Consider the following 14,051-nt stretch of genomic DNA (forward strand, 5'->3'; position numbering starts at 1 on the left):
GTTCTAACCTAGCCGCCACAGGACGGCCCTGGTCGCGCCCTGTGCGGGCCCGACCGAGCCCGCCGCGTAGACCTCGGCCGAGTCAGGACGCGCGGCGATCGCGCTGACCGCGGCGTTCAGCCTCGCGGAGGTCCACCGGCCGGACGCGCGGTGCAGCAGCCGGGAGCCGGTCGAGTCGAGCACCCACACGCCGCCGCGGCCGTCCGGCTCGACCTGGGCGAAGGTCGCCGCGCCCAGCGGGCCCCACGAGCAGTCCCAGCGCGCGCCGTCCCAGTGCAGCGCCACCGGCCGGTACCTCTCCTGCTCCGACGAGCCCGGCTCCATCCACGACACCCCGCCCACCGCCCACACGTCGGACGGCCCCAGCTCGGCCACGTCGTCCAGGTGCGTGCGCGACGCCTCTGCGCCCGGCGGCAGCGTCAGCGCGGGGACGCCGATCTCCTGCCAGCCCGTCCCCTCCCAGTGCATCACCGCTGGGGCCGGTGGCAGCGGGCCGCCCACCGCCCAGTCGCCGCTCAGCGCCCCGGCCTTGGCGGGCAGCGCGTAGGACTCCCAGGCGGAGCCGTTCCACAGCAGCGCGACCCGGCCGCCGACCGCCCAGAGCCCGGCCTCCGTCCTGGCGGCAGCCGTACCGCCCCAGCCGATCACCTGGCCCGCCGCGCCCTCCAGCGGGCGCACGCGCCAGGCGCCGCCCTCGAACGCGCCGACGAACCCCACGGTGCCCGCGCCGTGCGAGACGCCCACCACCCACGCCCGGTCGGCCGAGGCCGCCGCCAGCGCGGTCACCTGGCTCCACGACCGGCCGGGCAGCACGGGAACCGGGAACGCGCGCCACTTCGCGCCGTCCCACAGCCGCACCCCGCCGTCGGACGACTCCAGCGCCCCCTGCTTCCACGCCTGGCCGGTGTAGGTGGCCCAGACCGCGCCGTCGCCCCCGACCGCCAGCCGGTCGAACGACCCGAGCGCCCGGTCCTTGGCCACCACCCGCAGCGGCGAGCGCACCTCGGCGGCGCGAAAGTCGTCGGCCTTGGCCGCCGGCTGCTCGCAGACAGCGGGTACGGCGGGCAGCCCGTCGAGCGGCGGCCCCACCACCTGCTCGGGCGAGATGGCGGGCGCCGGGGTCACCGAGGCGCGGTGACCCGCGGCGGGGCCGCACGCGCAGACGGCCAGCAGAAGCGCGAACGCGATCGGGGGACGGCGCCTCACGACCCCGTAGTGTAATGAAGGATCACGTCGTGCACGTGGTGCGCCTTCTCGCTTCCCCAGAACTCGACCTCATAGGTATGGGTGCCGACGTGGATGGCGATCGCGCCGGAGGAGAAGAAGTTGCCCGCGATCGACTTGTTGCTCACCACGCTGACCGCGGAGACCTTGCTGTAGGGGATGCTGGTGATCGCCACGCGCTTGCCGACGAACGACTTGTCCTGGACGATCACCCGCCGGTCGGTGAGGCCGAGGAAACCGGTGCCCGCGCCGATCGCGTCGTAGACGGCGATGATCTGCTCGCCGCGCATGAGGCCGCTCTCGATCTGCTTGAGCTGCTCGCGCCTGTCATAGGGGATGTCAGCCATGTCTGTGCAACGAAAGGCGTGGACGCGGAGTTTCCGGACAGGCAAAGGGGTCTTGCCGGGTATCGGGTTTCGGCTCACCCTGACAGCAGAGTCAGCTGGAGGCGTGCATGCCGTACCCACTCGGAGTCAGCCGCCCGGACCTCGAGGTCGTGGACCTTCCCACACCTGAAGAGGTCTTCAAGGTCCCCAGGATCGGGGCCAAAGAACTGGTCAAGTACGCGCTCGGGCCGAGCCTCATCGCGCTCGGCATCTCCATCGGCAGCGGCGAATGGCTGCTCGGCCCGCTCAACGTCGGGCAGTACGGCTTCGTCGGCGTCGGGTGGGTGATCGTCGTCTCGGCGGTGCTGCAGACCTTCTACAACGTCGAGTGCTCCAGGTACGTCCTGGCCACCGGGGAGACGCCGGTCGTCGGGTGGGGGCGGGTGCCGCCGGGGTGGCGGTTGTGGATCCCGCTCTCCGTCCTGATCGTGATCTTTGCCTTCATAGCCGGTGGCTGGGCCGCCTCGGCGGGCCAGGGCGTCTACGCGCTCGTCCACGGCGCCGCGCCCGCCACCGGGGCCGAGGAGCCGCGGCTGTGGGCGATCGGGCTGCTCGTGCTCGTGTTCGTCATCGCGGCCTCCGCCCGGCGGATCAGCAGGGCGCTCGAACTGGCCAACTGGGTGATGGTCGGGACGATCCTCGTCGGGCTGCTGGCCGTCGACCTGTTCGTGGTGCCGTGGGGGCAGTGGTGGGCGGGCATCAGCGGGTTCTTCACGCCCGCCGCGCCGCCCAAGGGCATCACCGCGACGCAGCTCGGCGCGCTGGCCGGGTTCACCGCGCTCGCGTCCGGGCTCAACTGGTACGTGATGGGTCACTATCGCGACAAGGGGTACGGCATGGGCTACCGGGCCGGGTTCATCTCCGGGCTGCGTGGTGGCCGTACGGAGATCCTGGCCAGCGGCGTCACCTTCCCCGACGACGCGCGCAACACCGCGTTGTGGCGGCGGTGGTACCGGCTGCTGCTGACCGACATGTGGGGGATCTTCTTCGTCGGGGCCATGCTCGGGATGTTGCTGCCGACGATCCTCATGGCGCAGGCGGTGACGCTGTCGGGGGAGAAGCCGACGCGGGCCAGCGTGCCGACCTTCGTGGCCGCCGCGCTCGGCGACCACTACGGGCAGGGGATGTTCTACCTGGCGCTCGTGCTCGGGGTGCTGATCCTGTTCTCCACGCAGCTCGGCATCTTCGAGGCGATGGTCAGGGTGACGACGGACGCGGCGCACGCGACGAGCCCCCGGCTGCGGGCGCTGGTCGAGGGGGATCCCCGGCGGTTCTACTACCCGTTCATGCTGGTGCTGCTGGTGGTCATCTCGGTGGTCATCCATCTGTCGCTGCCGGTGGGGCTGGTGGAGTGGTCGGCGAACATGTCGAACCTGGGGGCGTTGATCTACCCGTTCCTGCTCATGTACCTCAACAGCCGGCTGCCTCGGGCGGCTCGGCCGCGGGTGTGGCACTACGTGGTGCTGGTGCTCAACTTCCTGTTCTTCGGGTTCTTCTTCGTCAACTTCATCGCCGACTTCCTGGGGGACCCTCTGGTGGTCTTCTAGTTGGGCACTGGGTGGTGACACTCGGGAGTAACCGAACCTATACTCTTGGTCACCTTCGATGTGTCTTGTCCACGGGTGTGCCCAAGGGAGTGACCGCCGTGGAGACCCTCAGAGTGAAGCTGCGCCCCGGGGACGGGCACTGCGTGGTCGCGCTGTCCGGCGAGATCGACATCGGCAACCTGCGCGAGGTCCGATGGCACCTGCTGTCCGCGCTGGAGGCGGGGTCTTCGCGGGTGCTGGTGGACGTGAGCGAGTTGCGCTTCATCGACAGCAATGGGCTGGCGGTGCTGGTGGACGTGTTGGAGCGGGCTCGGTCGCGCGGGGGAGAGCTGGCGCTGTTGTCCCCGGACGAGCGTTTCCGGCGCACCCTCGCGTGGGCCGAACTCAGCGGCACCTTCCCCATCCTCGAATCCCACCCCCACGACCAGTAGGGGGCCTCGGGCCGCACCCCCGACCCGAGGACCCTCGGAGACCACGGACCCAGGCCTCCCCGCGTGCGACCACGGACCCCTTGCGGACCCCTGCTGGCCCCACAACCCGCCTCGCGCCTTCGACCACCCCACGGCCCCTCCCACGTGCCGCCCGCCCGCGCCCGCGCCGCCCGCCCGCCCGCGAGCCACCGCGCCGCGAGCCCTCGCCCCTGCGATCGGCGAGGCCGCGCCCCGCCGCGCCGCGCCGCGCCCCGCGCCGCGCACCCCGCACCCGGCGCCGCGCACTCGCGTACCCCGCGCCTCTAAAGGACCCAAGCCACCGTCGGGCGGTGGGTCCCTAGCGGTCCTGGCGGTGTGAGAGGGGTGGTCACAAAGAGGGAGGTCAGCGGATGGGGTCGAGGATGACGACCGGGATCTCGCGGTCCGTCTTCGTCTGATAGTCGTCGTAACTAGGCCAGGCCTTGGTCATCACCGGCCACAACGCCGCCTTCTCCGACGCCGTGGCCGTACGCGCCACCGCCTTGAACCGGTCCCCCTTCACCTGCACCTCCACCTCGGGAGAAGCCTGCAGGTTCTTGTACCACTCCGGGTCGGCAGGGTCCCCGCCCTTCGAGGCGACCACCACGTACGACCCCCCATCCTCCTGGTAAATGAGCGGCGTCGTGTAGGACCGCCCCGACGTCCGCCCGGTGGTCGTGAGCAGCAGGACCGTGGTCCCATTCCACTCGTGCCCCTCCGCACCGTCCGTCGCCTGATACCGCAGAACATGCTCTTTCCCATACAACATGCGAACCGTCTACCCCCGATTCGGTGATCGCACCATCACGCAAAGGGGTCTTTACGACTCGTTAACCCGCCTGGCACACTGCACTCCTGTAAGCGCTTACACGCTCTACTGTGAAAGCGCTTACACCCCTGAAGGAGAAGACGATGGATGTGACCATCTACGAGGTGGCCCAGCGGGCGGGCGTGTCGATCGCGACCGTCTCCAGGACGCTGCGCGGCACCGGCCCCGTCGCGTCCAAGACGCGCGAGAAGGTGCTCAAGGCGGTGGAGGAGCTCAACTTCACCCCGAGCAGGCTGGGAGTGAGCCTCGCCGAGGGGCGGCATGCGGCCAACGGCATCGTGTTCCCCAACCTCGCCGGTCCCTACTACACCGAGGTCCTCCTCGGCTACGAGGAGGTCGCCGCCGAGCTGGGGCGATCCGTCGTCATCCTGTCGACCAAGGGCCGCTCCCGCGTCCGCGACGCGATCAAGGAGCTGGCCGGGCGGGTCGACGGCCTGGTCATCTTCGGCGACACCGCGCCTGACGACCTCGTCGGCGAGCTGATCGGCATGCCGCTGGTGTTCATCTCCCGCGACCCGGTCGACGGCGCAGACACCCTGCGCAGCGAGAACATCGAGTCGGCAAGGACGCTTGCCACCCATCTTCAGGGGCACGGGTACACGCGTTACGCGTTCCTCGGCGCACCCTATGCCGAGGGCGACGACGTCTCGCAACGCTGGGAAGGCGTATCCGCCGTTCTCGGCAGCGCGATCGAGCCCGTGCTGACCGCCGAGTACACCGTTGAGAGCGGTTACGAGGCGGCCAGAACCCTTCTGCGTACGGACAACAGGCCACAAGCCCTCATCTGCTCCGACGACGAAGTGGCGCTCGGCGCCATCCTCGCCGCTGAAGAGCTCGGCCTCGCCGTACCCGACGACCTGGCCGTCACCGGCTGGGACGACATCATGGCCGCCCGCCACGCCCGCCCCGCACTGACCACGATCCGCCAGCCCATGCGCGAGCTGGGCGAACGCGCGGCCAGGGCGCTCGACGAACTGATCACCGGGGTCCGCGACACCCCGGCCCACCTGACCCTCGCCACCGAGCTCGTCATCAGATCGAGCTGCGGTAACCACCCCCAGGAGGAATCCCCATGAAGAAAGCCGCAGGGCTGCTCGCCCTCGCCGTCCTACTGACGGCCTGCGGGCGCAGCGCGGACACGGGCACCGAGAAGGCCAAGGACGTCGCCACCGACAAGGCGGGGGGCCAGATCACCGTCTGGGCGATCGGCGAGGAGGGCAAGGCGCTCGGCGCGTTCGCCAAGGACTTCGAGGCGGCCAACCCCGGCGTCAAGGTGAACGTCACCCCGATGGGCTGGGACGTCGCGCACGACAAGATCACCTCGGCCATCGCCGGCAACGCCGCCCCCGACGTATCGATGATCGGCTCCACCTGGTCGGGCGAGCTGTCCAAGACCGGCGCGCTGGAGCCGACCCCGGGCAACCTGATCGACAAGTCCGCGTTCTTTCCAGGCGCGTGGCAGACCGTCGACGTGAACGGCACCGCGTACGGCGTGCCGTGGTACGTCGAGACGCGCGTCCTCTACTACCGCAAGGACCAGGCAGAGAAGGCGGGGGTCAAGCCGCCGACCACCTGGGAGGAGATGATCTCCTTCAGCAAGGCGCTCAAGGAGAAGGGCGGCGCCAAGAAGGGCTTCAACCAGGGCTACACCGAGGGCTCCTGGCAGGAGCTGCTGCCGCTGATCTGGCAGGCCGGCGGCGAGATCGTCAAGGACAACACGTACACCTTCGACACCCCCGAGGCCGTGTCGGCGCTCAAGCAGTACGCGACGCTGTTCCAGCAGAAGCTGGCGCCCAACGACACCCCCAAGGGCGGCTTCCCGCAGAACTTCATCAAGGGCGAGGTCGGCGGGTTCGTCTCCGGCCCGTGGATGGTCGGCGTGCTCAACAACGACGGCGGCGCGGGCTTCCAGGACAAGTTCGACCTGGCGCTCTACCCCAAGGGCCCCAAGGCGGGCACCAGCTTCGTCGGCGGCTCCGACATGGTCGTCTTCAAGAGCACCAAGAACCGCGACACCGCGTGGAAGTTCCTGCAGTGGCTGAGCGACCCCAAGGTCCAGGCCAAGTGGTACACGACGGTCAAGGCGCTGCCGGCCGTACAGACCGCCTGGCAGGAGCCGGAGCTGACCGCCGACAAGCAGCTGGCGATCTTCGGTGAGCAGCTCAAGGACGCCAAGACGCCGCCGCCGTTCCCGACGTGGGAGCAGGTCGCCAAGGTCCTGGAGACCGAGCTGGAGAAGCTCGCCCTCGGCAAGTCCACCCCCGAGGAGGCGGCCAAGGCGATCCAGTCGCAGGCCGACACGATCGGCACGGGGTTGTGAGGCGGTCCGCCGTCGGGTGGATCTTCGTCATCCCCTTCATCGTCATGTTCGTGGTGTTCTACCTGGGGCCGCTGCTGGTCGGCATCGGGATGAGCTTCACCGACATGCGCAGCACCGACGTCACCGACCCGCTCGGCGTCGATCCGGTGGGGGTGGAGAACTACCTGCGGCTGGCCAACGACGAGGCGATGCGCAAGGCGGCGGTCAACACGGCCATCTTCGTGGTCACCTGCCTGCCGCTGACCATCGGGCTCGGCCTGGCCGCCGCGGTGGCGCTGAACTCCGGTATCGCGCGGCTGCCCGCCGCGTTCTTCAGGCTCGGCTACTACCTGCCGAACATCACCAGCATCATCGGCATCGCCGTGGCGTGGAAGTTCCTGCTCGAACCCGAGGCGGGCCTGGTCAACTGGCTGCTCGGCCTGGTCGGGATCGACGGGCCCGCGTGGCTGCAGGACGAGAGCACGGCGCTGCCGTCCATCATCGTGATGACCGCCTGGCGGAGCTTCGGCTTCAACATGGTCGTGCTGCTGGCCGCGCTGCAGAGCATCCCGCGCGAGCTGTACGAGGCGGGGGACGTGGACGGCGCCGGGCGGTGGGCGAAGTTCCGCTCGATCACCGTGCCCTCGCTCCGTCCCGTGCTGCTGTTCTGCACCGTCTACAGCTCGGTGGGGTTCATGCAGTTCATGGAGGAGCCGCTGATCATGACCGGCGGCGGGCCGCTGAACTCCACGCTGTCGGCGTCGCTGGCGATCTTCAAGCAGTTCGGCGTCGGCAACTACGGCTACGCGGGCGCCGCCTCCTCGGTGCTGTTCGTCGTCATCGTGGCGCTGGCCGTACTCCAGCTCAGGCTCGGGAGGAACAAGTGAACAGGACCAGGAGGCAGCGGGGGATCACCTATCTCGGCCTCAGCGTCGGGCTGCTGCTCGTCCTCGGGCCGTTCCTCTGGACGGCGCTCAGCTCCTTCAAGCCGGAGCGCGAGATCAGGCGCGACCCGCCGACGTTCTGGCCGGAGACGTTCACGTTCGGCAACTACGCCGAGCTGTTCGACCGGGTCAACATCGGCGGCGCGTTCGCCAACAGCATGGTCGTGGCGCTCGTGCTCGTGGCCACCAACCTGCTGTTCTGCTCGATGGTCGGCTACGCGTTCGCCAAGCTGACCTTCCGCGGGCGCGACCTGGTGTTCGGGCTGGTGCTGGTCCAGATGGCCATCCCGGCCATCGTGCTGATGATCCCGCAGTTCGTGCTCATCGCGAAGCTCGGCATGGTCAACACGTTCATCGGCATCATCCTGCCGACCATGGTCACGCCGCTGGGCGTGTTCATGATGCGGCAGTTCATCTCCGACCTGCCCGACGAGCTCATCCACGCGGCGCGCGTCGACGGCGCGGGGGAGTTCCGCATCTTCTTCCGCATCATCCTCCCGCTGTGCGGGCCGCCGCTGGCCACGCTCGGGCTGATCACCTTCCTCGGGTCGTGGAACAACTTCCTGTGGCCGGCCGTGGTCGCGCAGAGCGAGGAGATGTACACGCTGCCCGTGGCGCTCAACATCCTCAACGGGCACGAAGGCACCCACTACAACCTGCTCGTGGCCGGATCCGTCGTCGTCATCGCGCCGATCCTGTTCCTCTTCGTCTTCCTGCAGCGCTTCTTCGTCCAGGGCGTCGCCACCACCGGAATCAAGTGAGGTCACCATGCGCGTTCTCTCCGCCCTCCTGCTCACCACCTCGTTAACCGCCGCACCCGCTACTTCCGGAAATTTCACGCTTTATCAGTACGCACGAGACACGTGGAAGTCGCTCGCCGCCATGGCCGACCCCGCCACCGGCGTACCGTCCGACAAGATCACCGGCGACCTCAAGACCCGCGCCAAGGTCACCTCGCCCACCAACATGGCCACCTACATCTGGTCCACGCTCACCGCCCGCGACCTCGGCATCATCGACCCGGTCGACGCCTCGCTGCGGGTCGGCAAGGTGCTCAAGGCGCTGGAGAGGATGGAGCGCAACACCCCGACCGGCCAGTTCTACAACTGGTACGACCCGGCCACGCTGCAGCTCGTGCGCGTCTGGCCGGACAACGGGGACAAGGTGCAGCTTTTCGCCTCCAGTGTGGACAACGGGTGGCTGGCGACCGCGCTGATGATGGTGCGCAATGCCATGCCGCTGCACGCGGCGCGGGCGCGCAAGCTGCTGACCTCGATGAACTTCTCGTCCTATTACGACCCCGCGGCCCGCCCCGACGCGGGGACCGGGCTGCTGCGCGGCGGGTTCTGGCCGGAGAAGCCCGAGGGCTGCTCGGTGGAGAGCGACTACGCGGGCACCGGGGTCAAGGTCTACTCGACCTGCCACCACTACGGCGCGCCAGGCGAGACGCGCATCGGCACCTACGTGGGCATCGCGCTCGGGCAGTTGCCGCGCGAGCACTACTTCGGCCCCTACCGCACCTTCCCCGACAGCGGGTGCGACTGGGCGTGGCAGGACCAGAAGCCGGTCGGGTCGTGGAAGCAGTACCTCGGGGTCAACGTGTGGGAGGGGACGTACGGCTACCGCGGCGCGCGGTACGTGCCCAACTGGGGCGGCTCGATGTTCGAGGAGCTCATGGCGGACCTGGTCGTGCCGGAGTCGTCGTGGGCGCCCAGGTCGTGGGGGCGCAACCACCCGGTCTTCGTCAAGGCGCAGATCGAGCACGGGCTGCGTGAGGCCGGTTACGGCTACTGGGGGTTCTCGCCGTCCAACGACCCGCGCGGCGGGTACCGCGAGTACGGCGTCGACCCGCTGGGGCTGCAGGCCGAGGGGTACACCTCAGACGAGGAGCGCACCCAGACCGACCCGGGTTACGAGGGCTGCCGCCCTGCCCAGCCCGCGCCCACGACCTTCGGCGACGGGGTCGTGACGCCGCACGCCTCGTTCCTGGCCCTGCCGTACGCCCGCCAGGAAGCCATGGACAACCTGGCCAAGCTGCGCAAGAACTTCGACGCCTACGGTCCTGGCGGGTTCTACGACTCCGTCGCCGTCCGGTCGGGCGCCGTGTCCAAGTACTACCTCGCGCTCGACCAGGGCATGGTCATGGCCGCGCTCGGCAACGTGCTCGCGTCGGGCAACATGCACCGCTACTTCGGCGGGCGCGACGTCGAGGCGGCGCTGCGTCCGGTGATGGAGCTCGAGGACTGGGACGTCGTCCCGGCGCCCACCAACTAACGGGAGAACCCTTTGATGAGTACGGCTGACGCCGCACGACGTGACTGGCAGGAGCGGATCTACCAGGAGTCCGGGCAGGTCGCGCCGGTCGACTCGGTGACGCTGGCGGCGCCCGGCGGGGTGGTGGCCGCGCCCGGGGCGGGTCACGTGACGCTGACCTGGGATCCGGTGCCCGGCGCCATCGGGTACCACGTGTTCCGGGACGGCGTGTCCGTCAAGCAGCCGGACGTGGACGTCCCAGCCGTCCCGGACTGCCGTTACGTGGACACGGGTCAGGGCGCGGCGTCGTACACGGTGGCCGCGATCGCCGCCATGCACGTCACCGGCCCGCACTCCTCGCCCGTGACGGCAGCCCCCCTGACCGCCTCGGTGCGGCCGTCAGCCGCCATCGCGGTGAACGCGGGGGAGGTCGTCCGCGACCTTCCCCGCCCCTGGCAGTACATGATCGGCTCAGAGCACCTCTCCCACATGCTGTGCGAGGACACCTCAGGCGGCAGGCCCATCGGCGAGGAGCTGACGACAGCCCTCAGAACGATGCGCGCGGAGTTCGGCGTGGAGACCGTACGAGCGCACGCGATCCTCTGCGACGACCTGGGCGTCTACAAGGAGGTCGACGGCCGCCCGGTCTACGACTTCTCCAGGATCGACGAGGTCTACGACACCATCATGAGCTTCGGGCTGCGCCCGATCGTCGAGCTCGGCTACATGCCCCGCGACCTCGCCGGCGACCCCACCAAGACGGTCTTCGCCTACAACGCGATCATCTCCCCGCCCAAGGACTTCGAGGCCTGGGCCGACCTCGTCCACGCCCTGGTCGAGCACCTGGCCGACCGCTACGGCATCCAGGAGCTGATCGACAACTGGGCCTTCGAGGTGTGGAACGAGGCCAACCTCGCGGTGTTCTGGTCCGGCACGCCGTCGGAGTACTTCCTCCTCTACGACGTGACGGCAGCCGCGGTGAAGAACGTCCACCCCCGGCTCCGCGTGGGCGGCCCGTCGTCGGCCGCCAACGGCTGGGTGGAGGAACTCCTCGCGCACGTGGCCGAGTCAGGCGCCGCGCTCGACTTCGTCTCCACCCACACGTACGGCAACGCCCCCCTGGACTGGCGTCCCGCCCTGGCCAGGCACGGCCGGGAGGGGACTCCGATCTGGTGGACCGAGTGGGGCCCCACCCCCACCCACTTCCACGGCATCGGCGACGGCCCGTTCGGGGCCACGTACCTCCTGCACGGCATGAAGTCCTCGGCCGGACGCATCGAGGCGCTCTCCCACTGGGTGGCCTCCGACCACTTCGAGGAGCTGGGCCGTCCCCCCAGGTTGTTCCACGGCGGCTTCGGCCTCCTCACCGTGGGCAACCTGCGCAAGCCCAGGTACCACGCCCTGACCCTGGCCCAGCGCCTGGGCCCGGCCGAACTCGCCACCTCGACCACCGGCGACGCGGCAGCGGTGGAGACCTGGGCAGCCCGCCACCCCGACGGCCGGATCGGCGTGCTGGTGTGGAACGGCACCCTGAACCAGTCCCAGGCCGACGGCGCCCCTGAGCTGGCCAGAACGGTGACCCTGAAGGTGTCAGGCCTGTCCGGCCGCTACGCCGTGACCCACCACCGCATCGACGAGGACCACTCCAACATCCGCTCGGTCTGGCAGTCGATGGGCGACTCCGACTGGCCGACCGACGACCAGTGGCCGAAGCTCCAGGCCGCCAACACCCTGGACGAGCTCCACCCGCCCACGACGGCTGAGCCGTCGAACGGCGAGCTGGTCCTGACCTTCGACCTCCCCATGCCCGCCGTCTCCTTCATCGAGCTGACCCCCTAACCCCAGGCCAGGGCGGCGTGGAGGGTGGCCCCGTGGCGGTCCAGCCACGCCTCCCGCCGCTTGATCTTCTCGCCGACCCCCTCGTCCCACATGCGCGCCCAGCCGCCGCCCTGCTCCTCGGCGATCTGCTTCATCAGGAACCACGCGCGCCGGGTGCGCAGGACGGCGACCTCGACGAGCCGCGCCCGCTCGACGTCCGACATCCCGTAGCTGTCGGCGAGGATCCGGCAGCGACGCGGCACGTCGACGCCGCGCAGCGGCGGGTCGGCGTCGGCAGGGTCGCCGAGCGGCGCCCAGTAGAGCATCGCGTTGAGCACCTCGTCGACCCTGGTGACCGGTTTGGCGTTGTCGAAGTCGATCAGCGCGACGGCCTCGCCGTCTCGGAACACCAGGTTGTCGGGCGTGAAGTCCATGTGCCCGACCAGCTCATCCGGGTACGGCGGAGCCGGGGGAGTGCCCGGCGCCTCCGTGAACCCCAGGTCAGCCCGCACCCCCTCGGGCATGACGAATCCCGCGACGGCCTCGTCGTACGCGCGCACCAGCCGCCCGACCGACGCCAGCCGCCCCTCGTCGGCGACCCAGTCCGGACGTGGCCGTCCCGCGACCTCCCCGGGGACGAACGTCAGCACCGCCCGCCCGGCCGCGTCGATCCCGAGGAACCGCGGCGCCCCAGCGAACCCGACGTCCTCCAGGTGCAGCAGCAGGGCGTGAACAAGGGGTGAGTTGGGCCCGACCGGCCTGCGCACGGTGTCCCCAACGCGCACCACCCCCTCGGTCACGTCGCCACCGGCAAGGGGGATCTCGGGCTGGGACTCTGCTGGTTCGACGTAGGTGCTCATGATCCCATTGTCAGGTTTGGGCGAGGATCGCGGTGAGCATGGCGGGGCGGTCGGGCCAGGGAAACGCGGGGACGGCGGCTGCCAGGGAGGCGTAGCCGTGCAGGGAGATCCAGATGAGGGTCGCGGTCTGCCGGTTTCCCGCGCAGGCGTCGACCAGTCGGGTGAAGGCGGCCTGGCCCTCGGCTGACACCTCTCCGGCCGGGAGGTTGTGGTGGCGGCCGAAGGCCACCCGGTACCGGTGCGGGCGCTCCGCCGCGAAGTCCAGGTAGGCCTCGCAGATCGCCCGCAGGCCGCCCTCGGCGGCCTCGGCGAGGGACGCGTCGAGCTCGCCGAACGCCCGCGCCACCACCGCCGCGACGATCTCCTCCCGGTCGGTGAAGTGGGCGTAGATGGACGGGGCCGCCACGTTGGCCTGGCGGGCCACCCCGCGCAGGGTGATCGCGTCCTCGCTGCCGGTCTCCTCCAGGATCGCGGTGGCGGCGTCGATGATCTCGTCCCGCAGCCGCGCTCCCTCGCCGCGCGCGTTCCGTCGTCGTTGTTGCATGAATCTCACTTTACATCCGTTAGCTAATCTGCGTAACCTAACGAGCGTTAACTCAAGGAGGGCATCATGATCGGACAGATCCAGCGGGCCATCGACGTCACCGGCACGATCGTGTACGGCATAGCCGACGACCAGTGGCACCTGCCCACTCCGTGTGCGGAATGGGACGTGCGAACGCTGCTCAACCACACTGTGGGCGGGATGCAGATCTTCGCCGCCGAACTCGACGGCAGGGCGCACGGCGACCACGAGGACGACTGGCTGGCCGCCGACCCGGCGGGTGCCTACCGCGCGGCCGCGGCGGCGGACCTGGCCGCCTGGCAGCGTCCTGGCGCACTCGACGGCAAGGTCCAGATCTCGCTGGGTGTGCTCCCGGGGCCGATGGCGGCGGTGATCCACCTGACGGAGCTCGTCGTCCACGGGGCCGACCTGGCGGTGGCCACCGGGCAGGAGCACCTGGTGGACGAGGACGCCTGCGACGCGCTGCTGGGCACGATGCGCACGATGGGCATGGACGCCTACCGCCTGCCGGGCGTCTTCAACGCCGAACTCCAGCCAGAGCCCGACGCTCCGGCCCACCGCCGCCTCCTCGCCTTCCTCGGCCGTGGGTAGATCCAACGGCTGAGTGGCGTGACCAGCGGCGACGCGACTCCTGCGATCGATGCGGCCGTGGTCATGGGATCAGGGTGGACGACCCCGCCGTGGTCCGTGAGGCTCATGGGCGGATCACCGCGGCGTTGCACGCGTACGGCCAAGGCCTGTCTCGCGGAGTGGCTGGCCCAGCAGCAGTAGCGACCCTCTGGCGGCATTGGGGAGTTCCATGGGCCGCCCCTCGCGAGCGGGCCTGGGGCCAGTATCCACGCGACCCTCCTGAGGCCCGCGAAGGCGGCCAAAGGCT

General features: G+C 69.9%; 14 protein-coding genes. 9 read left to right on the forward strand and 5 right to left on the reverse strand.

Annotation, left to right across the window (positions count from 1 at the left end; all coding sequences use genetic code 11):
* Nucleotides 1-3: 3 nt before the first annotated feature.
* Together ACIBG8_RS35330 and ACIBG8_RS35335 are read right to left on the reverse strand one after the other, a co-directional pair.
* Nucleotides 4-1,206, reverse strand: coding sequence for a hypothetical protein (locus ACIBG8_RS35330; RefSeq protein WP_397347445.1), 1,203 nt, complete (start codon nt 1,204-1,206; stop codon nt 4-6).
* Complete coding sequence (locus ACIBG8_RS35335; protein WP_397347446.1) at nt 1,203-1,571, reverse strand: PH domain-containing protein; 369 nt, start codon at nt 1,569-1,571, stop codon at nt 1,203-1,205. The genes ACIBG8_RS35330 and ACIBG8_RS35335 overlap by 4 nt, the downstream gene beginning before the upstream one ends.
* A 107-nt stretch (nt 1,572-1,678) precedes the next feature.
* Between ACIBG8_RS35335 and ACIBG8_RS35340 the strand changes: the two genes are divergently transcribed.
* Nucleotides 1,679-3,157 carry an Nramp family divalent metal transporter gene (locus tag ACIBG8_RS35340; protein ID WP_397347447.1) on the forward strand — a complete coding sequence of 493 codons (1,479 nt, stop codon included), beginning with the start codon at nt 1,679-1,681 and terminating at the stop codon, nt 3,155-3,157.
* Between the two features lie 98 nt (nt 3,158-3,255).
* Nucleotides 3,256-3,588, forward strand: coding sequence for an STAS domain-containing protein (locus ACIBG8_RS35345; protein WP_397347448.1), 333 nt, complete (start codon nt 3,256-3,258; stop codon nt 3,586-3,588).
* A gap of 382 nt (nt 3,589-3,970) precedes the next feature.
* Here ACIBG8_RS35345 and ACIBG8_RS35350 read toward each other — a convergent pair whose 3' ends face one another.
* Nucleotides 3,971-4,375 (reverse strand): nitroreductase family deazaflavin-dependent oxidoreductase, encoded by a 405-nt coding sequence (locus ACIBG8_RS35350; protein WP_397347449.1) that lies wholly within the window; start codon nt 4,373-4,375, stop codon nt 3,971-3,973.
* 143 nt (nt 4,376-4,518) lie between these two features.
* Between ACIBG8_RS35350 and ACIBG8_RS35355 the strand changes: the two genes are divergently transcribed.
* The 6 genes from ACIBG8_RS35355 to ACIBG8_RS35380 are packed head-to-tail and all read left to right on the forward strand — an operon-like array spanning nt 4,519 to nt 11,770.
* Entirely contained in the window at nt 4,519-5,511 is a 993-nt protein-coding gene (locus ACIBG8_RS35355) for a LacI family DNA-binding transcriptional regulator (protein ID WP_397347450.1), read from the forward strand.
* Nucleotides 5,508-6,755, forward strand: a complete 1,248-nt coding sequence (locus ACIBG8_RS35360; protein ID WP_397347451.1) for a sugar ABC transporter substrate-binding protein — start codon at nt 5,508-5,510, stop codon at nt 6,753-6,755. Before ACIBG8_RS35355 ends, ACIBG8_RS35360 begins: the two co-directional genes overlap by 4 nt.
* A complete protein-coding gene (locus ACIBG8_RS35365; protein WP_397347452.1) occupies nt 6,752-7,621 on the forward strand; it encodes a carbohydrate ABC transporter permease in 870 nt (289 codons plus the stop codon). Before ACIBG8_RS35360 ends, ACIBG8_RS35365 begins: the two co-directional genes overlap by 4 nt.
* Entirely contained in the window at nt 7,618-8,439 is an 822-nt protein-coding gene (locus tag ACIBG8_RS35370) for a carbohydrate ABC transporter permease (protein WP_397347453.1), read from the forward strand. Before ACIBG8_RS35365 ends, ACIBG8_RS35370 begins: the two co-directional genes overlap by 4 nt.
* 7 nt (nt 8,440-8,446) lie before the next feature.
* Nucleotides 8,447-9,952: a glucoamylase family protein gene (locus ACIBG8_RS35375; RefSeq protein WP_397347454.1), complete on the forward strand. Its 1,506-nt coding sequence runs from the start codon at nt 8,447-8,449 to the stop codon at nt 9,950-9,952.
* A gap of 15 nt (nt 9,953-9,967) precedes the next feature.
* Nucleotides 9,968-11,770 carry a hypothetical protein gene (locus tag ACIBG8_RS35380; protein ID WP_397347455.1) on the forward strand — a complete coding sequence of 601 codons (1,803 nt, stop codon included), beginning with the start codon at nt 9,968-9,970 and terminating at the stop codon, nt 11,768-11,770.
* Here the strand turns inward: ACIBG8_RS35380 and ACIBG8_RS35385 are convergent.
* Nucleotides 11,767-12,609: a phosphotransferase gene (locus tag ACIBG8_RS35385; RefSeq protein WP_397347456.1), complete on the reverse strand. Its 843-nt coding sequence runs from the start codon at nt 12,607-12,609 to the stop codon at nt 11,767-11,769. The genes ACIBG8_RS35380 and ACIBG8_RS35385 overlap by 4 nt on opposite strands.
* A gap of 10 nt (nt 12,610-12,619) precedes the next feature.
* A complete protein-coding gene (locus ACIBG8_RS35390) occupies nt 12,620-13,153 on the reverse strand; it encodes a TetR/AcrR family transcriptional regulator (RefSeq protein ID WP_397347457.1) in 534 nt (177 codons plus the stop codon).
* 66 nt (nt 13,154-13,219) lie between these two features.
* Here ACIBG8_RS35390 and ACIBG8_RS35395 point away from each other — a divergent pair, with 66 nt between their 5' ends.
* Nucleotides 13,220-13,765: a TIGR03086 family metal-binding protein gene (locus ACIBG8_RS35395; RefSeq protein ID WP_397347458.1), complete on the forward strand. Its 546-nt coding sequence runs from the start codon at nt 13,220-13,222 to the stop codon at nt 13,763-13,765.
* Nucleotides 13,766-14,051 lie beyond the last annotated feature (286 nt).

It is taken from the genome of Nonomuraea sp. NPDC050556 (assembly GCF_044457355.1).
Classification (GTDB): domain Bacteria; phylum Actinomycetota; class Actinomycetes; order Streptosporangiales; family Streptosporangiaceae; genus Nonomuraea.